Raw genomic sequence first — 20,559 nt, forward strand, 5'->3', positions numbered from 1 at the left:
AGGCGAAGACCATGGGGAACGGGGCTCTCAGCGGTGCGGTGATCGCGGTGGCCGGCGCGGGCGGACCCGCCGGCCGGGCGGCGATGATCAGGCTCGCCGAGGCGGGCGCGACCGTGATGGGTGCGGACAACGACCCGGAGCGGCTCGCGGAGGCCGTCGACGCGGCGAGCTACGCGTCCGGCGGCGCGACCGTCATGGGCGAACCGGTCGACCTGCTCGACCTGAAGTCCACCCAGGACTGGGCCGCCCGGATCGAGAGGGATCTCGGCCGGGTGGACGGCCTCGTGCACCTCGTCGGCGGCTGGCGCGGCAGCGAGACCTTCACCAAGACCAGCCTCGACGACTGGGACTTCCTGGAGCTGCTGCTGATCCGCACCGTGCAGCACACGTCGCTCGCCTTCCACGAGGCGCTCCAGCGCAGCGACCGCGGCCGCTACGTCCTGATCAGCGCCGCGGGAGCCAGCAAGCCCACCGCGGGCAACGCCGCGTACGCCGCCGGCAAGGCCGCCGCCGAGGCGTGGACGCTCTCGATGGCCGACTACTTCCGCAAGGCGGGGGGCCCCGACGGGCCGACCTCGGCGGCTGCGATCCTGGTGGTGAAGGCGCTGGTGCACGACGCGATGCGCGCCGAGCGGCCCAACGCGAAGTTCGCGGGCTTCACCGACGTCAAGGACCTGGCCGAGGCCATCGCCGACGTCTGGGAGAAGCCCGCCGCCGAAGTGAACGGACACCGTCTGTGGCTCACCGAGAAGCCGTGAACCCACCCAGGACCGACGCGCGTCGTCATCACGACCCGGAGGTCCGCGGTTTCGCCAGCGACAACTACGCCGGCGCCCACCCGGAGGTGATGGCCGCCCTGGCCCTGGCCAACGGCGGCCACCAGGTCGCCTACGGCGAGGACGACTACACCGAGAACCTCCAGCGGATCGTCCGCGGCCACTTCGGGCCGACCGCGGAGGCCTTCCCGGTCTTCAACGGCACCGGCGCCAACGTCGTCGCGCTCCAGGCGGTCACCGACCGCTGGGGTGCGGTGATCTGCGCCGAGAGCGCCCACATCAACGTGGACGAGGGCGGTGCGCCGGAGCGCATGGGCGGCCTGAAGCTGCTCACCGTCGCGACGCCGGACGGCAAGCTCACCCCCGAGCTGATCGACCGGCAGGCGTTCGGCTGGGAGGACGAGCACCGGGCGATGCCGCAGGTCGTCTCGATCACCCAGAGCACCGAACTGGGCACCCTGTACACGCCCGCCGAGATCCGCGCGATCTGCGAGCACGCCCACGCGCACGGCATGAAGGTGCACCTGGACGGCTCCCGCATCGCCAACGCGGCCGCCTCCCTGGACGTGCCGATGCGCACGTTCACCAACGCGGCCGGCGTCGACATCCTCTCGCTCGGCGGGACGAAGAACGGCGCGCTGTTCGGCGAGGCGGTCGTGGTGATCGACCAGGACGCCGTCTCCCACATGAAGCACCTGCGCAAGCTGTCCATGCAGCTCGCCTCCAAGATGCGGTTCGTGTCGGTGCAGCTGGAGGCCCTGCTGGCCAAGGACCTCTGGCTGCGCAACGCCCGGCACGCCAACGAGATGGCGCAGCGGCTGGCCGAGGGCGTGCGCGCGGTGCACGGGGTGGAGATCCTTCATCCCGTGCAGGCCAACGGCGTCTTCGCCAAACTGCCGCACGACGTGGGCGAGCGCCTCCAGAAGCGGTTCCGCTTCTACTTCTGGGACGAGCCGGCCGGCGTGGTGCGCTGGATGTGCTCCTTCGACACCACGGAGGAGGACGTCGACGCCTTCCTGGCGGCGCTCAAGGAGGAGATGGCCCGCTAGGGCGTGTTTCGAAAGTCCCTCCCCCAGAGGGGGTGCCCCCAGCCCGGCGACGCCTGGCACGCACTCCCCCAGAGGGGGCACCCCCAGCCGCGTTGTCGGGATCACCCCGATACAACCAGTATCGGGGCGACCCTCCGCCTTGCGATCGCACGCACCAGACGCCGCCGGGCCTGCCCTTCGGGCAGACGACGCCACTTTCGAAACACGCCCTAGAGGCGAGCGCGACAGCAAGCGCACAGCATGAATAGGTATGCGGTCACCTGAAAAGTAATTGACGCTCGGGTGGCCGCGTTCCTATGCTCTCCCGGCATGCAGCTGATCCAGGAAAACCCTGACCTGTCCGCCTACTTGGCCGCCGACGAGGTCATCGACCACCACCATCCCCTGGTGCGGGACACCGCCGCGCGGTTGGCCAAGGGGGCGGACGACTCGTATTCCTATGCGCGGGCGGCCTTCGAGTTCGTACGGGACGCCATCCCCCACTCCCAGGACTCCGGCGATCTCCGGGTCACCTGGCGCGCCTCCGACGTGCTGGAGCTGCGCACGGGCATCTGCTACGCCAAGGCCCATGCCCTGGCCGCCCTGCTGCGCGCCGAGGACATCCCGACCGCCCTGTGCTACCAGACGTTCGACGTGGTCCACGGGCTGGTCGCCGTCCGCTTCGACGGCGCCTGGCACCGCCAGGACCCCCGCGGCAACAAGCCCGGAGTGGACGCCCGGTTCTCCCTGGACGGCGAACGACTGGCCTTCCGCCCCGACCCCGCCGCCGGGGAACGCGACCACCCCGTCCTGTACGCCGCACCGCCCCCGCCCGTCCTGCGCGCGCTCCGGGCCGCCCCCGACCGCGCCCGGCTCTGGGGAACCCTCCCCACCTCCCTGTGACATCCCGCCGCACACCCGGTCGGTCGCGGTCGCCGGCCTCCCCGGCGTGCGCGACGGGGGAGAGGCCAGGGAAGCAGACGAGGGCAGGGACGGAGGCGGGGGTCAGCGGGTCTCGGCCGCGCGGACCTGCTCCGGGGTCGGCGCCGTGCCGCCCAGGTGGGCCGGCATCCACCAGGTGTCGCTCGCGTCCTTGGGGCGGACCGGGTAGGCGCGCTGGGCGGCCTCCAGCAGTTCCTGGACCCGCTCGCGCAGCTGCCGGGTGAGGGCGCCCGCGTACTTGTCGCGGGACGCCTCCAGGGCCTCGCCGACCCGCATGGTGATCGGGGTGTGGCTGCGCTTGAAGTTGCGCGGGTGGCCCTTGGTCCACAGCCGCTGCGTCCCCCACACGGCCATCGGCACCAGGGGCACGCCCGCCTCCTGGGCGAGCCGCGCGGCGCCCGACTTGAAGGACTTGAGCGTGAACGACTCCGAGATGGTGGCCTCGGGGAAGACGCCGACGATCTCGCCGGAGCGCAGCGAGTCCAGGGCGTGCGCGTAGGCCGCCTCGCCCTGCTCGCGGTCCACCGGGATGTGCTTCATGCCGCGCATCAGCGGGCCGGAGACCTTGTGGCGGAAGACGGACTCCTTCGCCATGAAGCGGACGAGGCGTTTCTGCGGGAGCGCCGCGAGGCCGTTGAAGATGAAGTCGAGGTAGCTGATGTGGTTGCTCACCAGCACGGCTCCGCCCGAGCGCGGGATGTTCTCCGAGCCCTTGCAGTCGATCTTGAGATCCCAGACCTTGAACAGCGTCTGGGCGAGGCCGACGACGGGACGGTAGACAAGCTCTGCCATGGGCGGCGCGAACCCTTCCTGATCTCTGCCCGGGAGCGGCTCCCCGGCGGCAAAGTTACGCAGCCGTAGGTTTACGGCATGTCGCAGATCGTGCCCGAAGAACGGCCGGGTAGCCAGTCCTGGTGCCCGTCGGCCGCGAGATTCTTGTCACGTCCGCCTCCCGTGGTCCACCTCGGGCTTTTAGGTCTTCTTTACTCCGCTCGTACCGTGACCCGCCGCACGAGCAGGTGCATCTCGGCAGGGGGAGGCGGGAATCTTTGCAGTCCGATGAATGCTGGTGCGGATGACGACCGGACTCATGGTGTGCGTGGCGGTGCTCGCGGCGGCGAGCGTCCGCGGAGCGCCGCACCGGCGGCGGAACGGGAGGGTGTGCGTGCGCGGGCGCGACGAAGGACAGCGGCTCGGGGCCGACCGGCTGGGCGGCGAACTCGGTGAGCGGGCCACGCTCGTGCAGTTCTCCAGCGCCTTCTGCGCCCCCTGCCGGGCGACCCGCCGGATCCTGGACGAGGTGGCGGGCCTGGTCCCCGGGGTGGCCCACATCGAGATCGACGCCGAGGCGCACCTCGACCTCGTCCGGGAACTCGCGGTGCTCAGGACCCCGACCGTGCTGGTGCTGGACGCCGACGGCCGCGTCGTGCGCCGCGCCACCGGGCAGCCCCGCAAGGCCGACGTCCTCGCGGCCCTGGGCGAGGCGGTGTGAGTCCGTGCGGCCGGCGGTGAGCCCGCTCCCGGATGCCGGGGCGTACTTGACTGCACGCGCCATCCATCGTCAGCCTGACCGTATGCCTGAGGAACTCCTTCTCCACGGACGGGTGCACGTCGACCTCGTCCGCACTGCGAGCGCGTGCTGTCCGAGCCGTTGAGCAGCCACGCATCCGCACGTCACCTCCGGCACGAGGACCAGGACCACTCCATGACGGCCACGCCCGAACTCCGTACCGCCCAGATCGCCTCCCCCGACCTGCTGCGCTCCGTCTTCCGCCGCCACGCGGCCGGTGTGGCCGTCATCACGGCGCCCGGCGGGACCGGACCGGTCGGCTTCACCGCCACCTCGCTCACCTCCGTCTCCGCGGAGCCGCCGATGCTGTCCTTCGGCGTCGGCACCGGCGCCTCCAGCTGGCCGGCGATCTCGGAAGCCGACCACGTCGGCGTGCACATACTCGGCGAGCACCAGCGCGAACTGGCCGCCACCTTCGCGCGCAGCGGCGCGGACCGGTTCGGCGCGCCGACGTCCTGGCGCGAGGGGCCGGAGGGCGTCCCCGTCCTCGACGGCGTGCTGGCCTGGCTGGTGTGCCGGGTCGTCGCGCGCGTGCCCGCCGGCGATCACCGGATCGTCCTCGCCGAGGTCGTCCTGGGCGATCCCGCGGGCGCGGGCCGCCCGCTGCTCTACCACCAGGGGCGGTTCACGGCTCTGCGGGATTGATCACCTCCGGGTGCGCCCGCGGAACCGTCCGGTTCCGGTTACGCTGCGTTGCGGAGGTCACAGTTCAAAGCGCTTGCTTAGCGAGCGGGAACTGGGTGTACTGGTGAGTAATATTTCGTTCGGGGACGCAGGCCGCCCCGATCGGGATCGGCCGCTTGTGGCGCCTATGCTGCCTGAAAGAAGGCAGCCAGAACTGACGATGCAGTAGGAGAGCCGGCGTGAGCTTGAGGATCGTTGTCACTGTGAAGTACGTGCCCGACGCCACTGGCGACCGGCACTTCGCCGATGACCTGACCGTCGACCGGGACGACGTGGACGGTCTGCTCTCCGAGCTCGACGAGTACGCGGTCGAGCAGGCGCTGCAGATCTCCGAAGCCCGTCAAGAAGCAGGCGACGACGTCGAGGTCACCGTCCTGACGGTGGGCCCCGAGGACGCCAAGGACGCGCTGCGCAAGGCCCTGTCCATGGGCGCCGACAAGGCGATCCACGTCGAGGACGACGACCTGCACGGCACCGACGCCATCGGCACCTCCCTGGTGCTGGCCAAGGCGATCGAGAAGGCCGGCTACGACCTGGTGATCTCGGGCATGGCCTCCACCGACGGCACCATGGGTGTCGTCCCGGCCCTGGTGGCCGAGCGCCTCGGCGTCCCGCAGGTCTCCCTGCTGTCCGAGGTCTCCGTCGAGGACGGCACCGTCAAGGGCCGCCGCGACGGCGACACCGCCTCGGAGCAGCTCGAGGCCTCCCTGCCGGCCGTCGTGTCGGTCACCGACCAGTCCGGCGAGGCCCGTTACCCGTCCTTCAAGGGCATCATGGCCGCCAAGAAGAAGCCGGTTCAGTCCTGGGACCTGTCCGACCTCGACATCGAGGCCGACGAGGTCGGCCTGGAGGGCGCCTGGACCAAGGTCGAGTCCGCGACCGCCCGTCCGGCCCGCACCGCCGGCACGATCGTCAAGGACGAGGGCGAGGGCGGCAAGCAGCTCGCCGAGTTCCTGGCGGGCCAGAAGTTCATCTGAGCCCCGCTCGCCGACCGCCCCTCAACTTCGTTTCGCAGGAGAGCAATCCCATGGCTGAAGTCCTCGTCTACGTCGACCACGTGGACGGTGCCGTCCGCAAGCCCACCCTGGAGCTGCTGACCCTGGCCCGCCGTATCGGCGAGCCGGTCGCCGTGGCCCTGGGCAACGGCGCCGCCGACACCGCCGCCGTCCTCGCCGAGCACGGCGCGGTCAAGGTCCTGACCCACGACGCGTCCGAGTACGCCGACTACCTGGTCGTGCCGAAGGTCGACGCGCTCCAGGCCGCCGTCGAGGCCGTGTCCCCGGCCGCGGTGCTGCTGTCGTCCTCCGCGGAGGGCAAGGAGATCGCCGCCCGTCTGGCGCTGCGCACCGCCTCCGGCATCATCACCGACGCCGTCGACCTGGAGGCCGGCGAGGAGGGTCCGGTGGCCACCCAGTCGGTGTTCGCCGCGTCCTTCACCTCCAAGTCCCGGGTCGTCAAGGGCACCCCGGTCATCACCGTGAAGCCGAACAGCGCCGCCGTCGAGGCCGCTCCGGCCGCCGGCGCCGTCGAGGCCCTCGCGGTGACCTTCTCCGCCCAGGCGACCGGCACCAAGGTCACCGCCCGCACCCCCCGCGAGTCGACGGGCCGCCCGGAGCTGACCGAGGCCGCGATCGTCGTCTCCGGCGGCCGCGGCGTCAACGGCGCGGAGAACTTCGCGATCATCGAGGCCCTCGCCGACTCGCTCGGCGCGGCCGTCGGCGCCTCGCGCGCCGCGGTGGACGCCGGCTGGTACCCGCACACCAACCAGGTCGGCCAGACCGGCAAGTCCGTGTCGCCGCAGCTCTACATCGCCAACGGCATCTCCGGCGCCATCCAGCACCGGGCCGGCATGCAGACCTCGAAGACGATCGTGGCCGTCAACAAGGACGCCGAGGCCCCGATCTTCGACCTGGTCGACTACGGCGTCGTCGGCGACCTCTTCGACGTCGTCCCGCAGCTCACCGAGGAGATCAAGACCCGCAAGGGCTGATCCCCGGCCGCCGCAGTGCGAGGCCCCCGCGACCGGACCGGTCGCGGGGGCCTCGGCTCGTCCCGCCCGGCTCGTCCCAGGGACACCGGGCTCATCCCAGGGACACCGAGGCACACACCGGCAAGTGGTCGCTCGGGTACCGGCCGCCGAGCGAGAAGGTGTCCGCCCACGCCCGGTGGACCACGACGTCCGGCGTCGCCAGGATCCAGTCGATGCGGTCCCCGCCCGGCCGCGGACCCCGGTACGCGTGGAACGTCCCGTACGCCGGACCACGCCGTCGTGCCGTCTCCCAGGTGTCGACCAGACCGGCGGCCAGCAGCGTGCGGTGGACCGTACTGCGCCGGGCGGCGGCGTTGAAGTCGCCGGTGACCAGCAGGGGCAGGCCGGGACCGAACGCGGCGAGGCGTTCGGCGATCATCGTGGCGGCCCGTTCGCGGGCGTACCGGCCGGCGTTGTCGAGGTGGGTGTCAAGGAGGCGGAACTGGCGTCCGGACGCCTCCAGGTCGCGGAAACGGACCCAGGTGACCATCCGGGGATGGGCTCCGCCCCAGGTGTTGGAGCCGCGCACCTCCGGGGTGTCGGAGAGCCAGAAGTGGGCGTGCTCGACCGGGGCGAGCCGCCGGGTGTCGTAGAAGACGGCCATCGACTCCTCGTCGCCGCCGCCCCGGCCGGTGCCGATCCACTCGTAGTGGGGTCCCAGGTCGGCCCCGATGTCGCGCAGTTGGGGCGGCTCGCCCTCCTGGGTGCCGATGACGTGGGGCGCCGCCGCGCGCAGCAGGGCGCGCATCGCCGGCCGGCGGGCCGCCCAGCTGTGGGGTCCCTCGGTGCCGGGGAAGCGCAGGTTGAAGGTCATGACCTCCAGGCGCGGGACGGCGGTGGTCGTCCGGTGCGGCGCACCGCCGGCCGAGGGCGCGCGGCCGGCCGAGGAGGCCCGGAGCGTCCCGGCCAGGGGGACCCCGACGGCGGCGGCCAGCGCGGTCCGCAGTCCCGTGCGCCGCGTGAGTCCTCCGTCGTCCGCCATGCGGCCTCCTTCCCGCTCTCACGCCAGGGTGGACGCGCGGACGGGCGGACGGAAGGGGGCCTGGGGGCGGAAGCGGGACCGGGTGCCGGGGCGCGGGCGAGGTGTTGACCCCGGAGAAGCCCCACGGTTAGCTTCCTTCAACGGATTGTTGATTCCGTACACCGGAAAACAGGAGGGTGCGGGAATGGGTCAGGGCCGGCAGGAGACCGTGGCGACGAGCCTCGCGGACGCCGTCAGCGGGGAGATCGGCGCCTCCCTCGCCCCGGTCGACGCCGACCTCGCACGCCGCTACCCCGGAGACCCCGGCACCCGCCAGCCCGTCCACACCGTCTACGTCCCCGGCGACGTCTTCGCCGCCGACACCGTCCGCTCCTGGGGCGACCGCGCCCTCGCCGCCCTCGACGAGCACGCCCCCGACGCCGCGTCCTTCGCCGCCGTCCTCGGCCTCCCCGGCGAACTCGCCGAGCCCGTGTACGCGCGCGTGCGCGCCAAGCTGGAGCGCGAGCCGGTGGAGGACCTGCGCGTCGACTTCGAGGACGGGTACGGCCTCCGCCCCGACGCCGAGGAGGACGAGGCGGCCGCCCGCGCCGCCCGGCTGATCGCCGAGGCGTACGCCGAGGGAACGGCGGCACCCCACATGGGCATCCGCATGAAGTGCCTGGAGGCCGCCGTCCGCGACCGGGGCATCCGCACCCTGGACGTCTTCCTCACCGGCCTGATGGACGCGGGCGGCCTGCCCGACGGGCTGGTGCTGACCCTGCCGAAGGTGACCTACGCCGAGCAGGTCACCGCCATGGTCCGGCTCCTGGAGGCCTTCGAGGAGGCACGCGGGCTCGCCCCCGGCCGGCTCGGCTTCGAGATCCAGATCGAGACCAGCCAGGCCATCCTCGCCACCGACGGCACCGCCACGGTCGCCCGGATGATCCAGGCCGCCGAGGGACGCGCCACCGGACTGCACTACGGCACCTTCGACTACAGCGCCTGCCTCGGCGTGTCCGCCGCCCACCAGTCCGCCGACCATCCCGCCGCCGACCACGCCAAGGCCGTCATGCAGGTCGCCGCCGCCGGCACCGGCGTGCGCGTCTGCGACGGCTCCACCAACGTCCTGCCGGTCGGCCCCACCGCCCGGGTCCACGACGCCTGGCGCCTGCACCACGGCCTCACCCGCCGTGCGCTGGCCCGCGCCTACTACCAGGGCTGGGACATGCACCCCGGGCACCTCCCGACCCGCTACGCGGCCGTCTTCGCCTTCTACCGCGAGGGCTTCGCGCAGGCCGCCGAGCGCCTCTCCCGGTACGTCGGCCGGACCGGCGGCGACGTGACGGACGAGCCGGCGACCGCCCGGGCCCTCAGCGGACACCTCCTGCGCGGCCTGGACTGCGGCGCCCTCGACGCGGCCGAGGTGACCGCCGCGACCGGACTGACACGGACCGCCCTGGAGGCCTTCGCGGCACCGCGCCGGGTCGGTCCGACGGCGCCGGGGCGGTAGCCGCGGAAGCGGACGGGCGGTACGGCCGGCCGGAAGGGGTGCCCCGGCCGGCCGCGGGCCGTCAGGCCCTGCTCCGCCTACCGCCGCTGTCGCTGCTCGGGAAAGGTGTAGGGCGTGGTGATGATCTCCATCCCGTGCCCGGCGGGATCCAGGAAGTACAGGCCCCGCCCGCCGTGGTGGTGGTTGATCTCGCCCGGCTGCTTTCCGTGCGGGTCGGCGAAGTACGCGACCCCGGCCTCCCTGATCCGTCCGAACGCGGCGTCGAACTCCTCCTCGGAGACGAGGAACGCGTAGTGCTGCACGGTGATGGACTCCACCGGGACGGTGGCGAAGTCCAGGGTGACCCCGTTGCCGGTGTCGACCGGGACGAACGGGCCCCATGCGGTCCCGACCTCGAGTCCCAGGACGTGGGCGAGGAACTCGGCGGACTCCCGGTTGTCACGGGAGTGGACGATCGTGTGGTTCAGCTGTACCGACATGTGTGGAATGCCTCCGTAGGGCAGACTCACGGGCACCTCCATGCCTCACCCGACCGGTGACCGACACGCGATGCCGTGCGGCGACCCTAACCGGCGCGCGGACCGCCGGGCCCGCCGTCCCGGCCCGATCCGGCCACCCCCGGCCTCGGCGACGCTCGTTGTCGACGCCGGCGGGGCGGCAGCGGGAGCGGGAGAACGCCGGGACCGCGTCGAGGGCCCGGCCGAAGTCCGGCAGGTCGGCGGCGCCCCGGGGCCTCGCGGCCGTGTCCGGACCGGCCGTGGTGCGGGCGTACCGGTGCTCCCGGGCGCGTCCCGCCCGAGGGGTGCGGACGGTCGCCGGAAGACGGCCGGATCGTGCCCCGCCCGGCCGTGCCCCGCCCGTGTCCGGCGCCCGCGAGGGGCGCGACGTGCCGCGGGGGCGGGCGAGTCGGGCGGACGGACGCGCCGCGCTCCGTGGACCTGTCCGGGGGCCGGCTCAGTCGGCCGGCGGCAGTTCGCCCGAGCCGCGGGCGATGAGCCGGGTGGGCAGGGTGATGCGCTCCGGGGCGATGAGGGTGCCGTCCAGCTGCCGGAACAGGCGGTCGGCGGCGGTACGGCCCAGGGCGGCGGCGTCCTGCGCGACCACCGTGACGCCCGGCTCGAGCAGGTCGGCCAGCTCCAGGTCGTCGAAGGCCACGAGGGCCACGGGGCGGCTCTGCTCGGCGAGCACCCGGATCACGGTGACGGTCACCCGGTTGTTGCCCGAGAAGACCGCGGTGACCGGGGCGGGCCCGGAGAGCATCTCCCGGGCCGCCCGGCGCACCCGCGCGGGATCGGTGACGCCCAGGGACATCCAGGCGTCCTCCACGGTTATCCCCGCGTCCTCCATCGCCGCCCGGTAACCGCGCAGCCGCTCGGCCGCGGTGTGGATGCGCGGCATGTCCCCGATGAAGCCGATCCTGCGGTGCCCGTGCGCGACGAGGTGGGCGACGCCCTCCCGGGCCCCGCCGAAGTTGTCCGACAGGACGCAGTCGGCGTCGATGCCCCCCGCGGGCCGGTCGACGAACACCGTCGCCACCCCGGCCTTGATCTCCGGTTCCAGGTAGCGGTGGTCGTCGCCGGCCGGGATGACCACCAGCCCGTCGACCCGGCGCGCGCACAGCGCCAGCGCCAACTCCTGTTCCCGGTCCGGGTCCTCGGCGCTGGAGCCGTTGATGAGGAGCGCGCCGTGGGCCCGTGCCACCTCCTCCACGGCTCGGCTGAGGGGACCGTAGAACGGGTCGGCGAGGTCCTCCAGGACCAGGCCGATGCTGGCGGTACGGCCCTTGCGCAGGACCCGCGCGCTGTCGTTGCGGCGGAAGCCGAGCGCCTCGATGGCCTCCTGGACCCGCCGCTCCGTCTCCGGCGTGACCCCCGATTCGCCGTTCACCACGCGGGAGACGGTCTTCAGGCCCACCCCCGCGCGTGCCGCCACGTCCTTCATGGTGGGACGATTGCCGTAGCGGTTCGCGGAGATGCCGGTTGCGCGGCGGTGCGTCTCGGGCACGAGGCGGGTCCTGTCCTGTTGTCCGCGAGGACGCGTGCGGTGCGGGCGTCCCGGGAGGCGTTTGAGGATGTGCCGACGAGCATAGGCCCTGGACAACGTTGTCAGATGCGGGAGAGACTGTCCACCGCGATCCCGGCCCACGTCCCCACCGCTGGACCGGCCAGCCCTTTTTCCGATGGTTGACGGGGAGAACCGAGACTGATGCACACCGACCTCGTGGCCGCGCTGGACATCGGCGGCACCAAGATCGCCGGCGCCCTGGTGGACGGCGGCGGCACGATCCTGGTCCGCGCCCGACGGTCCACGCCGGCCCGGCAGGACGGCGACACCGTGATGCGGGCCGTCGAGGGGGTGCTCGGGGACCTCACGGCCTCGCCCCTGTGGGAGCGCGTCCGCGCCCTCGGCATCGGCAGCGCCGGTCCGGTGGACGCCTCCACCGGCACGGTCAGCCCGGTCAACGTGCCCGGCTGGCGCGACTACCCGCTGGTCGAGCGGGTCCGGGCCACCACCGGGAACCTCCCCGTCGAGCTGATCGGCGACGGTGTGGCGATCACCGCCGCCGAGCACTGGCAGGGCGCCGCGCGCGGCCACGACAACGCCCTGTGCATGGTGGTCTCCACCGGTGTCGGCGGCGGTCTGGTCCTGGGGGGCCGACTCCATCCCGGTCCCACCGGCAACGCCGGTCACATCGGTCACATCAGCGTCGATCTCGACGGAGACCCGTGCCCCTGCGGTGCGCGCGGCTGCGTGGAGCGCATCGCCAGCGGGCCCAACATCGCCCGGCGGGCCCTGGAGAACGGCTGGCGGCCGGGACCGGACGGCGACGCCTCCGCCGCTGCCGTGGCCGCCGCCGCCCGCGCGGGCGATCCCGTCGCCGTGGCCTCGTTCGAGCGCGCCGCCCGGGCGCTGGCCGCCGGCATCGCCGCCACCGCGACCCTCGTCGAGATCGACATCGCGGTGGTCGGCGGCGGCGTCGGCGAGGCGGGCGACGTCCTCCTCGAGCCCCTGCGGCGGTCCCTCGCCGACTACGCCACGCTGTCCTTCGTGCGGCGGCTGACCGTGGTGCCCGCCCAGATGGGCACCGACGCCGGACTGGTGGGAGCGGCCGCCGCGGCGCTGGCGACCGGACCGGAGAGGGCGGCGGCGGGAGTCTGAGGGGCCGGGGACGGACACTCTGGAGGAACGTTCCCTCTGGAGCGCCCGCCCCGGCCCGCTCGGGAAGCTCGGGAAGGGGACGCGGTCGGCGCGTGACCTCACGCGGGCTGTGCAGTTGATCAGGCCATGAAGAAGCGCAGCATGCTCGCCCTCGCCTCCCTCGCCACCGGCTTCGTCGTCGCGGCGATCACCCCCTCGCACGGTACCGGCGGCGAGGACCTCGACGGACTGAACGTGGGGGACACCCTCAGCAGCCTCGACCACACGATCGCCGACGACAGCCTGGCCGTCGACGAGAACGCCCTGGGCGGGACCGGCTGACGGTCCCGCGCACGCGGCCGCGGCGCCGGTTCCCGCCCCGGGGACCGGCGCCGCGCCGTTCGGCGCCCTCGTCCGGCGCCCTCAACGGGAGGTGGTTTCCGTGGCAGGGTGGAGCGGGCAAGCCACAGGGGGCCGACAGCAGAGGGGGAGACGTGACCGTCGTCTGGATCAACGGCGCGTTCGGCGCGGGGAAGACGACCGCCGCACGGGAACTGATCGACCTGATCCCGAACAGCACGCTCTTCGATCCCGAGGACGTGGGGGCGGCGCTCGCGCACCTGCTGCCGCCCAAACGCCTCGCCGAGGTCGGCGACTTCCAGGACCTGCCGATCTGGCGCCGGCTCGTGATCGACACCGCGGCCGCGCTCCTCGGCGAACTGGGCGGCACCCTCGTCGTCCCCATGACCCTGCTGCGCCAGGAGTACCGCGACGAGATCTTCGGCGGCCTCGCCGCCCGCCGGATCGCGGTCCGGCACGTGCTGCTGACCCCGGCGGAAACGATCCTGCGCGAGCGGATAGCCGGGCGGGACCTCCCGCCCGGCCTCCCCGACGGCGAGACCCGGGTACGGCAGTGGTCGTACGACCACATCGAGCCGTACCGCGCCGCCCTCGGCGGCTGGCTCACCGCGGACGCCCATCCCGTCGACTCCGGCGGCCTCACCCCGTACGAGACCGCCCTGCGCATCGCGGAGGCCGTCGGCAGCGGGGCGGCGGCCGCCTGCGACATCGTGCAGACCCCCGAGCCGGGCGCCGAGACGCTGGCCGCCGGGGTGCTCCTCTTCGACGAGCGGGACCGGGTACTGCTCGTCGACCCCACCTACAAGCCCGGCTGGGAGTTCCCCGGCGGTGTCGTGGAGCCCGGCGAGGCGCCCGCGCGCGCGGGCATGCGCGAGGTCGAGGAGGAGACCGGTGTCCGGCTGGCCGACGTACCGCGGCTGCTCGTCGTCGACTGGGAGCGGCCGACGCCTCCCGGGTACGGCGGGCTGCGCCTGCTCTTCGACGGCGGCCGGCTCGACTCCGCGGCGGCCGAGGGGCTGCTGCTGCCCGGCCCCGAACTGCGGGGCTGGCGCTTCGTCACCGAGGAGGAGGCCGCCGGCCTGCTGCCACCGGTCCGCTACGAACGGCTGCGCTGGGCCCTGCGGGCGCGGGAACGGGGCGCCGCGCTCTACCTGGAGGCCGGGGTCCCCCTCGGCTGACCTTCAGGCCGCCGCGCGGCGCAGCGCCTCCGCCGGGTACGGGGCCGACCGGCCCTCCTCCCGCAGCCGCCGCTCGAAGCCGGTCATCACCTCGGCCACCCGCGCGTGGCGGACCAGGAGGGCGGCGGCCCCGTCCGGGATCCCCGTGGGGCGCAGGCCCTCGGCACAGGCGCGCACGAACGCCGCGCGTTCCTCGCCGCGGTGGCCGTAGAGGTCGGTGGCCAGCCATTTCACCAGGTAGGTGGTGGCGTAGTGGCGGTCGTAGTCCCGGTGCCGGTCCAGGAAGGCCCGTTCCCGCGCGGTGAGCCGGAAACGGGCCGAGAGGGCGAGACCGTGGTCGGTGAGGTAGAGCCGCCGTCCGTCGGTGAGGACGTTGTGGAAGTGGACGTCGAAGTGGGTGAGCCGCTGTTCGCGCAGGAAGCCGGTCAGGGCCGTCAGCTCCCGTTCCACCAGCGCGCAGGCGGCGTCGGCGCCGTCCGTGCGCAGCCGTGCGCCCAGCCAGTCGTGGAGGGGCGTCGGGAGGTGTTCCAGGAACAGGGTGAGGCGGGCCGGTGCCGAACGCAGGGCCTCGATCCGCGCCCGCAGGGCCGGACCGCCGCCCCAGTGGGCGGCGGCACGGTCGACGTCGGCCAGGCCCTCGTGCAACGGCTGCGGGGCGGCCGGCAGCACCCGCCAGTGGTGCGTCAGCGGGAAGTTCGGGAGCCGGCCCGACCGGACCCAGCCGGTGGTCATGGTGTGCACGGCCAGTTCCCGCCACGCCCCGGTGCCGGGACTGGGAACGTCGCCGACGCCGTAGTGGCAGAAGGGCGGCAGACCGAACAGGTTCGCGGTGGAGCGGGCGTTGCCGGGGGCGAGCTCGGTCTCCGTCATCCGGACGCGCTTGACGAAGACCGGCCTGCCCTCCACGTCGACACGCAGCACCTCTCCGCCCACCCCGGTGCCCAGCGGCACGCCGGTCGCCACGAGGGCGGCCAGTTCGCGGTCGTCCAGCCGTCCGAGGGCGCCGGCCAGAACGTGATGGGCGCCGAGGCGCGAGGACGCGGTCACGTCACCATCCTCGGTGCGCGGGGCGGTGCCCGTCCGCGGCTTCGCGCAGGAGGGCCGAGGCCCGCCCGGTCACCGGGTCGCCGTGACCGAAGCACGCCACGTCCGCGTCGAGCGCGGCGAGCCGGTGGAGGGCGGCGACGGTCCGCGAGCGGTCCAGGTCGAACACGCCCGGCATCACCGATCCGTCGACGGGAGAGGCGGCGACCGTGTCCCCCGTGAACAGCACCCCGTGGCCCGGGAGATGGAGGGCGATGCTGCCGTCGGTGTGGCCGGGGACGTGGACCACGTGTGCTCCGCCACCGAGGGGGAGCACGTCGCCGTCGGCCGACTCCGTGATCGCCGACGGAGGTTCGACGCCCCGCCCGGGCAGGTGACGCAGAGCGGCGGCGTGCAGCGGCCGCTCCCACTCCGCCGGCACCGGTTCCGGAGCCGGGACGTCCCGGCGCGGCACCGCCGCGTCCGCGGCGTGCGCCAGGACCTCCGCACCCGTCAGGGCGGCCAGTCCGGCCGCGCCGCCCGCGTGGTCCTCGTGGAAGTGGGCGAGCACCACACGCCGTACGGCGGCCGGACCGTGCCCCGGGGCGGCGACCGCGTCGGCGATCACGCGGCCGGAGCCGGGTGGTCCCGCGTCGACGAGCGTCGACTCGTCGCCGTCCTGCCGGAGATACGCCTGGCCGACCGGGAAGCGCGGCAGGTGCAGACGGGAAGGAGCGCGACGACGTCCACGGGACGACCGTAGAGGGGCCCCGCCCGGCGGGCGAGACCCCTCTGCCGAGAGCGGAGGACGGCCGGGGCGGAGCGGAGCGTGCGGCTCAGTCCGCCGCGTACGTGCGCAGGAACAGGGCCTCCGCCACCGACAGGCGCTCGAGCTCCTCCGGGGAGACGCTCTCGTTGACCGCGTGGATCTGGGCCTCCGGTTCGCTCAGGCCGATGAGGAGGATCTCCGCGCGCGGGTACAGCGCCGTGAGGGTGTTGCACAGCGGGATGGAGCCGCCCTGGCCCGCGTACTGCATTTCCTGGCCGGGGTAGGCCACCGCCATCGCCTCGGCCATCGCCGCGTACGCCGGGCTCGTGGTGTCGGCGCTGAACGGCTGGCCCTGGCCGATCTGCTCGGTCCGCACCCGCGCGCCCCACGGCGTGTGCGCCTCCAGGTGGGCCTGGAGCAGCTTCGTCGCCTCGGCCGCGTCGACGCCCGGCGGCACCCGCAGGCTGATCAGCGCTCGGGCGCTCGACTGCACCGACGGGGTGGCGCCGACCACCGGCGGGCAGTCGATGCCGAGCACGGTGACCGCGGGACGGGCCCAGATGCGGTCGGCGACCGTGCCGGAACCGATCAGCGAGACGCCGTCGAGGACCTTGGCGTCCTTGCGGAACTGCTCCTCGTCGTACTGGAGTCCCTCCCACGCCGGGCCGTCGGTCAGGCCGTCGACGGTCGTCGAGCCGTCCTCCGCGCGCAGCGAGTCCAGTACGCGGATCAGCGCGCCCAGCGCGTCGGGGGCGGCGCCGCCGAACTGGCCGGAGTGCAGGTTGCCCGCGAGGGTGTCGACGCTCACCCGCATCATCGTCATGCCGCGCAGCGTGGACGTGACGGTGGGCAGACCGACCCGGAAGTTGCCCGCGTCGCCGATCACGATCGTGTCGGCCGCGAGCAGTTCGGGGTGCTGCTCGGCGTACCGCTCCAGACCGCCCGTGCCCTGCTCCTCCGAGCCCTCGACGATCACCTTGACGTGGACGGGCACCCCGCCGTTCGCCTTGAGGGCGCGCAGGGCCAGCAGGTGCATGATGAAGCCGCCCTTGCAGTCGGCGGTGCCCCGCCCGAACCAGCGGCCGTCGCGCTCGGTCAGCTCGAAGGGCGGGGTGGCCCAGCCGGCCTCGTCCAGGGGCGGCTGCACGTCGTAGTGCGCGTACAGCAGAACCGTTTTTGCGCCCTCCGGCCCCGGCAGGAGGCCGTACACCGACTGCGTGCCGTCGGGGGTGTCGAGGAGGGCCACGTCCTGGAAGCCCTCGGCGCGCAGGGCGGCGACGATCCAGTTCGCCGCGGCCTCGCTCTCGGAGCGCGGGAACTGGTCGAAGTCCGCCACCGACTTGAAGGCCACCAGTTCGGTGAGCTCCGCCTTCGCCCTGGGCATCAGCGAGGCGACGGTCTCGGCGACCGGATTCGACGACATGGGCACGCTCCTTGTGGGTGCGACGTTGTACCGATGAGTGTTGACGATCCTCCCACAGCCGGCCGCGGCGATCTCGGTCGTAGGATGCGGGGGACAGGTGCGGCAGGCGGCTTGATCGGGAGCAGTAGACCATCGTGAGCAGCGAGAACTCTTCGGCGGACGACGTGCAGCAGGTGTGGGACGTCGTCGTGGTGGGCGCGGGACCCGCGGGGGCTTCGGCCGCCTACGCGGCGGCGGTCGCGGGGCGGCGCGTGCTGTTGCTGGAGAAGGCGGAGCTGCCCCGCTACAAGACGTGCGGCGGCGGCATCATCGGTCCCTCCCGCGACGCCCTCCCACCGGGCTTCGAGCTGCCCTTCCAGGACCGGGTGCACGCGGTGACGTTCTCGAACAACGGACGCTTCACCCGCACCCGCCGTTCCCGGCAGATGCTGTTCGGGCTGATCAACCGGCCCGAGTTCGACCAGCAGCTCGTCGAGCACGCGCAGAAGGCCGGCGCCGAGCTGCGCACCGGCGTCACGGTCACGCGCGTCGAGCAGCACGGCTCGGCCGTGCCCGACCGGCGTACGGTCGCGGTCGTCCTGCAGGGCGGAGAGGCGGTGCTGGCCCGGGCGGTCGTCGGCGCCGACGGCAGCGCCAGCCGCATAGGGGCACACGTCGGCGTCAAGCTCGACCAGGTGGACCTCGGCCTGGAGGCGGAGATCCCGGTGCCCGAGACGGTCGCCGAGGACTGGAAGGGCCGGGTCCTCATCGACTGGGGCCCGATGCCCGGCAGTTACGGCTGGGTGTTCCCCAAGGGGGACACGCTGACGGTCGGGGTGATCTCCGCGCGCGGCGAGGGCGCCGCCACCAAGCGGTACCTGGAGGACTTCATCGGGCGGCTCGGCCTCGCCGGCTTCGAACCGAGCATCTCCTCCGGCCATCTGACCCGCTGCCGGGCCGACGACTCGCCGCTCTCGCGCGGCCGGGTGCTGGTGTGCGGCGACGCGGCGGGACTGCTGGAGCCGTGGACGCGCGAGGGCATCTCCTTCGCGCTGCGCTCGGGCCGGATCGCCGGCGAGTGGGCGGTGCGCATCGCGGAGGCGCACGACGCGGTGGACGCCCGTCGCCAGGCTCTCAACTACGCCTTCGCGATCAAGGCGGGGCTCGGCGTGGAGATGAGCGTGGGCAAGCGGATGCTGGCCCTCTTCGAGCGGCGTCCGGGGCTCTTCCACGCGGCCCTGACCGGTGTGCGTCCTGCCTGGCGGGCGTTCACGGACATCACCCGCGGCCGGACGACCCTCGGCGAACTCGTGCGCTCGCACCCGCTGGCCCAGCGCGCCCTGAACGTGATGGACCGGCGGCAGGCGGCGGTGGACCGGGGACCGGACGCGGACGCGGAAGCGGACGCGCCGGAGAAGGCCGGTTCCTGAGGCGTCGGTCGTCGGCTGTCGCCGGCGGGCGGCGGGTGAGCGGCGGTTGACGGCCGCGATCGGCCGTCGATCAGCGTCCGTCGTTCTTCGTCCGGTGTCCGGTGTCCGGTGTTCGTCGTGCGGTGTTCGTCGTTGTTCGTCCGTCGTCCGTGGTCCGGTGGAGTGGTCCGCGGTGCCGGTTCCGTGAGTGTCCGGTCCGGGGACCGGGGCGGCCGGACGCCGCGGGTCACCGGCTCCCGGTGACCGTGATCCGGAAGACCGGGTGGTCGGGGGCGATGCGGCGCAGGTCGGCGTCGGGGGAGTCGGGTCCGACACCGTCGAAGAACACGCCGACCTCCGCCTTCCAGCGCTTGAGGTAGGCGCGCAGCAGCGGCACCTTCTCGTCGTCGCCGACCTCGGCCGCGGTGAACTCGTCCACCTTTCTGCCCAGGTGCAGTTCACCGCCGCCGGCCGCGCGCATGTTGTGCGTCCACTGGACGTGACCGCGCGGGGCCACGAGGTACTGCCGCCCCTCCGACGTCAGCAGGTTCACCGGCGTGGTCCGCCACTGACCGCTCTTGCGGCCCCGGACCGCCAGGACCCTGGACCCCCACACGCTCAGCCCGCGCCGGGTCAGCCAGGCGACGGCCCGGTTGAGGACGTTGACGGTGAACCAGCCGGGCTTCTTGACGTGGGCGGCGGACATGGATGCCTCCTGGGCGGTGAATGTGAGCACTGCTCTCGCTCTGTGGTGGAAGTCTGCACCGACTCGGCCCTCTTTCGCAAGAGCGCTGCTCTCTTTTTGGCTCGCCGCTCTTTTCTCGGTTCACCGCTCTCGATCGTGTGCACCGCTCCCGGATCGTGGAACACTGGTGCCCATGAGCAGCACCACCCGAGGGGCTCGCGCCCGCGCCAGGACCGAGATCACCGCCGCCATCAAGGAGGAGGCCCGTCGGCAGCTCGCCGCCGAGGGGGCTGCCAAGCTGTCCCTGCGGGCCGTCGCCCGCGAACTGGGCATGGTCTCCTCCGCGTTGTACCGCTACTTCCCCAGTCGCGACGACCTGCTCACCGCGCTCATCATCGACGCCTACGACTCCCTCGGCGAGCGCGCGGAGGCCGCGCACTCGGCCGTCGCCGACGCCGACCCCGTCCGGCGCTGGGTCGCGGTCTGCGAGGGGGTCCGAGCCTGGGCGCTGGCGCATCCGCACGAGTACGCGCTGATCTACGGCTCGCCGGTGCCCGGCTACAGCGCACCGCAGACGACGGTGCCCGCGGCCGCCCGCGTCGGGCTCCTGCTGATCGGCATCGCCCGGGACGCGGGCCTGGCGGACCCGCCCGCCGCACCGCCGCTGCCGGCCGAGTTGCGCGCCGAGGCGGAGCGGCTGACGGCCGACGTCGCGCCCGAACTCTCCCCGGAGACGGCCACGGCGCTGGTGGCGGCCTGGGCCCAGCTGTACGGGCTGGTCGGCTTCGAGGTGTTCGGCCAGTTCAACCGCATCGTCGAGGACCGCGAGCCGTTCTTCCGCCATGCCGTGACGGGGCTGGCCAGGGGAGTGGGGCTGGGGTAGCGCCCGCGGGGGCCGGTGCCCGCACGAGCCCGGCCGCACCGGACGCGGCCGCACGAGCCCGGCCGCACCGGACGCGGCCGCACGAGCCCGGCCGCACGAGCCCGGCCGCACCGGATCCGGCCGCACCGGACCCGGTGGTCCGCGGGGCCGGTCGTACTGCGCGGGGAGTACGCGCCGTCACCTCGCCCGGCTGACGTCCGTCCTGGCCGGTG

General features: G+C 73.5%; 21 protein-coding genes and 1 pseudogene. 14 read left to right on the plus strand and 8 right to left on the minus strand.

Features of this window, described 5'->3' with window-relative positions; all coding sequences use genetic code 11:
• Window positions 1-11 precede the first annotated feature (11 nt).
• The 3 genes from ACF09K_RS12700 (at window position 12) to ACF09K_RS12710 (ending at window position 2,707) form a co-directional block, all read left to right on the plus strand.
• Window positions 12-758 carry an SDR family NAD(P)-dependent oxidoreductase gene (locus tag ACF09K_RS12700; protein WP_392243195.1) on the plus strand — a complete coding sequence of 249 codons (747 nt, stop codon included), beginning with the start codon at window positions 12-14 and terminating at the stop codon, window positions 756-758.
• Window positions 755-1,825: a threonine aldolase family protein gene (locus ACF09K_RS12705; protein ID WP_392242925.1), complete on the plus strand. Its 1,071-nt coding sequence runs from the start codon at window positions 755-757 to the stop codon at window positions 1,823-1,825. Before ACF09K_RS12700 ends, ACF09K_RS12705 begins: the two co-directional genes overlap by 4 nt.
• Window positions 1,826-2,134: 309 nt before the next feature.
• Entirely contained in the window at window positions 2,135-2,707 is a 573-nt protein-coding gene (locus ACF09K_RS12710) for a transglutaminase domain-containing protein (protein WP_392242927.1), read from the plus strand.
• Window positions 2,708-2,809: 102 nt separating this feature from the next.
• Here the strand turns inward: ACF09K_RS12710 and ACF09K_RS12715 are convergent, their stop codons facing one another.
• Window positions 2,810-3,538 (minus strand): lysophospholipid acyltransferase family protein, encoded by a 729-nt coding sequence (locus ACF09K_RS12715; protein WP_392242929.1) that lies wholly within the window; start codon window positions 3,536-3,538, stop codon window positions 2,810-2,812.
• 298 nt (window positions 3,539-3,836) lie between these two features.
• On the opposite strand from ACF09K_RS12715, the gene ACF09K_RS12720 reads away from it, so the two are divergent.
• From ACF09K_RS12720 to ACF09K_RS12740, 5 genes are all read left to right on the plus strand, one after another.
• Window positions 3,837-4,238, plus strand: coding sequence for a TlpA family protein disulfide reductase (locus ACF09K_RS12720; RefSeq protein ID WP_392243197.1), 402 nt, complete (start codon window positions 3,837-3,839; stop codon window positions 4,236-4,238).
• 82 nt (window positions 4,239-4,320) lie between these two features.
• Window positions 4,321-4,401, plus strand: coding sequence for a putative leader peptide (locus ACF09K_RS12725; protein WP_392243198.1), 81 nt, complete (start codon window positions 4,321-4,323; stop codon window positions 4,399-4,401).
• 50 nt (window positions 4,402-4,451) lie between these two features.
• Window positions 4,452-4,961: a flavin reductase family protein gene (locus tag ACF09K_RS12730; RefSeq protein ID WP_392242930.1), complete on the plus strand. Its 510-nt coding sequence runs from the start codon at window positions 4,452-4,454 to the stop codon at window positions 4,959-4,961.
• Between the two features lie 218 nt (window positions 4,962-5,179).
• On the plus strand, window positions 5,180-5,977 hold the full coding sequence (locus ACF09K_RS12735) for an electron transfer flavoprotein subunit beta/FixA family protein (protein WP_392242932.1): 798 nt from the start codon (window positions 5,180-5,182) through the stop codon (window positions 5,975-5,977).
• Between the two features lie 50 nt (window positions 5,978-6,027).
• Complete coding sequence (locus tag ACF09K_RS12740; protein WP_392242934.1) at window positions 6,028-6,990, plus strand: electron transfer flavoprotein subunit alpha/FixB family protein; 963 nt, start codon at window positions 6,028-6,030, stop codon at window positions 6,988-6,990.
• Window positions 6,991-7,081: 91 nt separating this feature from the next.
• On the opposite strand, the gene ACF09K_RS12745 is transcribed toward ACF09K_RS12740, so the two are convergent.
• Window positions 7,082-8,011: an endonuclease/exonuclease/phosphatase family protein gene (locus tag ACF09K_RS12745; RefSeq protein WP_392242936.1), complete on the minus strand. Its 930-nt coding sequence runs from the start codon at window positions 8,009-8,011 to the stop codon at window positions 7,082-7,084.
• Window positions 8,012-8,195: 184 nt separating this feature from the next.
• On the opposite strand from ACF09K_RS12745, the gene ACF09K_RS12750 reads away from it, so the two are divergent.
• Window positions 8,196-9,500 carry a DUF6986 family protein gene (locus tag ACF09K_RS12750; protein ID WP_392242937.1) on the plus strand — a complete coding sequence of 435 codons (1,305 nt, stop codon included), beginning with the start codon at window positions 8,196-8,198 and terminating at the stop codon, window positions 9,498-9,500.
• 77 nt (window positions 9,501-9,577) lie between these two features.
• On the opposite strand, the gene ACF09K_RS12755 is transcribed toward ACF09K_RS12750, so the two are convergent.
• The gene (locus ACF09K_RS12755; RefSeq protein WP_392242938.1) at window positions 9,578-9,979 is read right to left on the minus strand and encodes a VOC family protein; all 402 of its coding nucleotides are present in this window, start codon (window positions 9,977-9,979) and stop codon (window positions 9,578-9,580) included.
• Window positions 9,980-10,454: 475 nt separating this feature from the next.
• Window positions 10,455-11,504: a LacI family DNA-binding transcriptional regulator gene (locus ACF09K_RS12760; RefSeq protein ID WP_392242939.1), complete on the minus strand. Its 1,050-nt coding sequence runs from the start codon at window positions 11,502-11,504 to the stop codon at window positions 10,455-10,457.
• A 201-nt stretch (window positions 11,505-11,705) separates the two neighbouring features.
• Here ACF09K_RS12760 and ACF09K_RS12765 point away from each other — a divergent pair, with 201 nt between their 5' ends.
• The 3 genes from ACF09K_RS12765 (at window position 11,706) to ACF09K_RS12775 (ending at window position 14,176) form a co-directional block, all read left to right on the plus strand.
• A complete protein-coding gene (locus ACF09K_RS12765) occupies window positions 11,706-12,659 on the plus strand; it encodes an ROK family protein (RefSeq protein ID WP_392242941.1) in 954 nt (317 codons plus the stop codon).
• A gap of 126 nt (window positions 12,660-12,785) precedes the next feature.
• Window positions 12,786-12,980, plus strand: a complete 195-nt coding sequence (locus ACF09K_RS12770; RefSeq protein ID WP_392242942.1) for a hypothetical protein — start codon at window positions 12,786-12,788, stop codon at window positions 12,978-12,980.
• 152 nt (window positions 12,981-13,132) lie between these two features.
• Window positions 13,133-14,176, plus strand: coding sequence for an NUDIX domain-containing protein (locus ACF09K_RS12775; RefSeq protein ID WP_392242943.1), 1,044 nt, complete (start codon window positions 13,133-13,135; stop codon window positions 14,174-14,176).
• 3 nt (window positions 14,177-14,179) lie between these two features.
• Here the strand turns inward: ACF09K_RS12775 and ACF09K_RS12780 are convergent, their stop codons facing one another.
• The 3 genes and pseudogenes from ACF09K_RS12780 to ACF09K_RS12790 form a co-directional block, all read right to left on the minus strand.
• On the minus strand, window positions 14,180-15,223 hold the full coding sequence (locus tag ACF09K_RS12780) for a protein kinase family protein (protein ID WP_392242945.1): 1,044 nt from the start codon (window positions 15,221-15,223) through the stop codon (window positions 14,180-14,182).
• Between the two features lies 1 nt (window position 15,224).
• Window positions 15,225-15,949, minus strand: a pseudogene (locus ACF09K_RS12785) (MBL fold metallo-hydrolase).
• Between the two features lie 86 nt (window positions 15,950-16,035).
• Window positions 16,036-17,391, minus strand: a complete 1,356-nt coding sequence (locus ACF09K_RS12790; protein WP_392242947.1) for a dipeptidase — start codon at window positions 17,389-17,391, stop codon at window positions 16,036-16,038.
• A 134-nt stretch (window positions 17,392-17,525) separates the two neighbouring features.
• Between ACF09K_RS12790 and ACF09K_RS12795 the strand changes: the two genes are divergently transcribed.
• Window positions 17,526-18,800, plus strand: a complete 1,275-nt coding sequence (locus ACF09K_RS12795; RefSeq protein ID WP_392242949.1) for a geranylgeranyl reductase family protein — start codon at window positions 17,526-17,528, stop codon at window positions 18,798-18,800.
• A 226-nt stretch (window positions 18,801-19,026) separates the two neighbouring features.
• Here ACF09K_RS12795 and ACF09K_RS12800 read toward each other — a convergent pair whose 3' ends face one another.
• Window positions 19,027-19,485, minus strand: a complete 459-nt coding sequence (locus ACF09K_RS12800; RefSeq protein WP_392242950.1) for a nitroreductase family deazaflavin-dependent oxidoreductase — start codon at window positions 19,483-19,485, stop codon at window positions 19,027-19,029.
• A 172-nt stretch (window positions 19,486-19,657) separates the two neighbouring features.
• On the opposite strand from ACF09K_RS12800, the gene ACF09K_RS12805 reads away from it, so the two are divergent.
• Complete coding sequence (locus ACF09K_RS12805; protein ID WP_392242952.1) at window positions 19,658-20,347, plus strand: TetR/AcrR family transcriptional regulator; 690 nt, start codon at window positions 19,658-19,660, stop codon at window positions 20,345-20,347.
• The last annotated feature ends 212 nt before the right edge of the window (window positions 20,348-20,559 follow it).

This window comes from Streptomyces sp. NPDC014882 (assembly GCF_043081325.1).
In the GTDB taxonomy this organism is placed as follows: domain Bacteria; phylum Actinomycetota; class Actinomycetes; order Streptomycetales; family Streptomycetaceae; genus Streptomyces.

Bases quoted from the DNA above. Each gene is read 5' to 3' on its own strand.
- ACF09K_RS12700 (WP_392243195.1), top strand. From the start codon at position 12: ATGGGGAACGGGGCTCTCAGCGGTGCGGTGATCGCGGTGGCCGGCGCG.
- ACF09K_RS12710 (WP_392242927.1), top strand. From the start codon at position 2,135: ATGCAGCTGATCCAGGAAAACCCTGACCTGTCCGCCTACTTGGCCGCC.
- ACF09K_RS12715 (WP_392242929.1), bottom strand. From the start codon at position 3,538: ATGGCAGAGCTTGTCTACCGTCCCGTCGTCGGCCTCGCCCAGACGCTG.
- ACF09K_RS12720 (WP_392243197.1), top strand. From the start codon at position 3,837: ATGGTGTGCGTGGCGGTGCTCGCGGCGGCGAGCGTCCGCGGAGCGCCG.
- ACF09K_RS12725 (WP_392243198.1), top strand. From the start codon at position 4,321: ATGCCTGAGGAACTCCTTCTCCACGGACGGGTGCACGTCGACCTCGTC.
- ACF09K_RS12730 (WP_392242930.1), top strand. From the start codon at position 4,452: ATGACGGCCACGCCCGAACTCCGTACCGCCCAGATCGCCTCCCCCGAC.
- ACF09K_RS12740 (WP_392242934.1), top strand. From the start codon at position 6,028: ATGGCTGAAGTCCTCGTCTACGTCGACCACGTGGACGGTGCCGTCCGC.
- ACF09K_RS12745 (WP_392242936.1), bottom strand. From the start codon at position 8,011: ATGGCGGACGACGGAGGACTCACGCGGCGCACGGGACTGCGGACCGCG.
- ACF09K_RS12750 (WP_392242937.1), top strand. From the start codon at position 8,196: ATGGGTCAGGGCCGGCAGGAGACCGTGGCGACGAGCCTCGCGGACGCC.
- ACF09K_RS12755 (WP_392242938.1), bottom strand. From the start codon at position 9,979: ATGTCGGTACAGCTGAACCACACGATCGTCCACTCCCGTGACAACCGG.
- ACF09K_RS12765 (WP_392242941.1), top strand. From the start codon at position 11,706: ATGCACACCGACCTCGTGGCCGCGCTGGACATCGGCGGCACCAAGATC.
- ACF09K_RS12770 (WP_392242942.1), top strand. From the start codon at position 12,786: ATGAAGAAGCGCAGCATGCTCGCCCTCGCCTCCCTCGCCACCGGCTTC.
- ACF09K_RS12790 (WP_392242947.1), bottom strand. From the start codon at position 17,391: ATGTCGTCGAATCCGGTCGCCGAGACCGTCGCCTCGCTGATGCCCAGG.
- ACF09K_RS12800 (WP_392242950.1), bottom strand. From the start codon at position 19,485: ATGTCCGCCGCCCACGTCAAGAAGCCCGGCTGGTTCACCGTCAACGTC.
- ACF09K_RS12805 (WP_392242952.1), top strand. From the start codon at position 19,658: ATGAGCAGCACCACCCGAGGGGCTCGCGCCCGCGCCAGGACCGAGATC.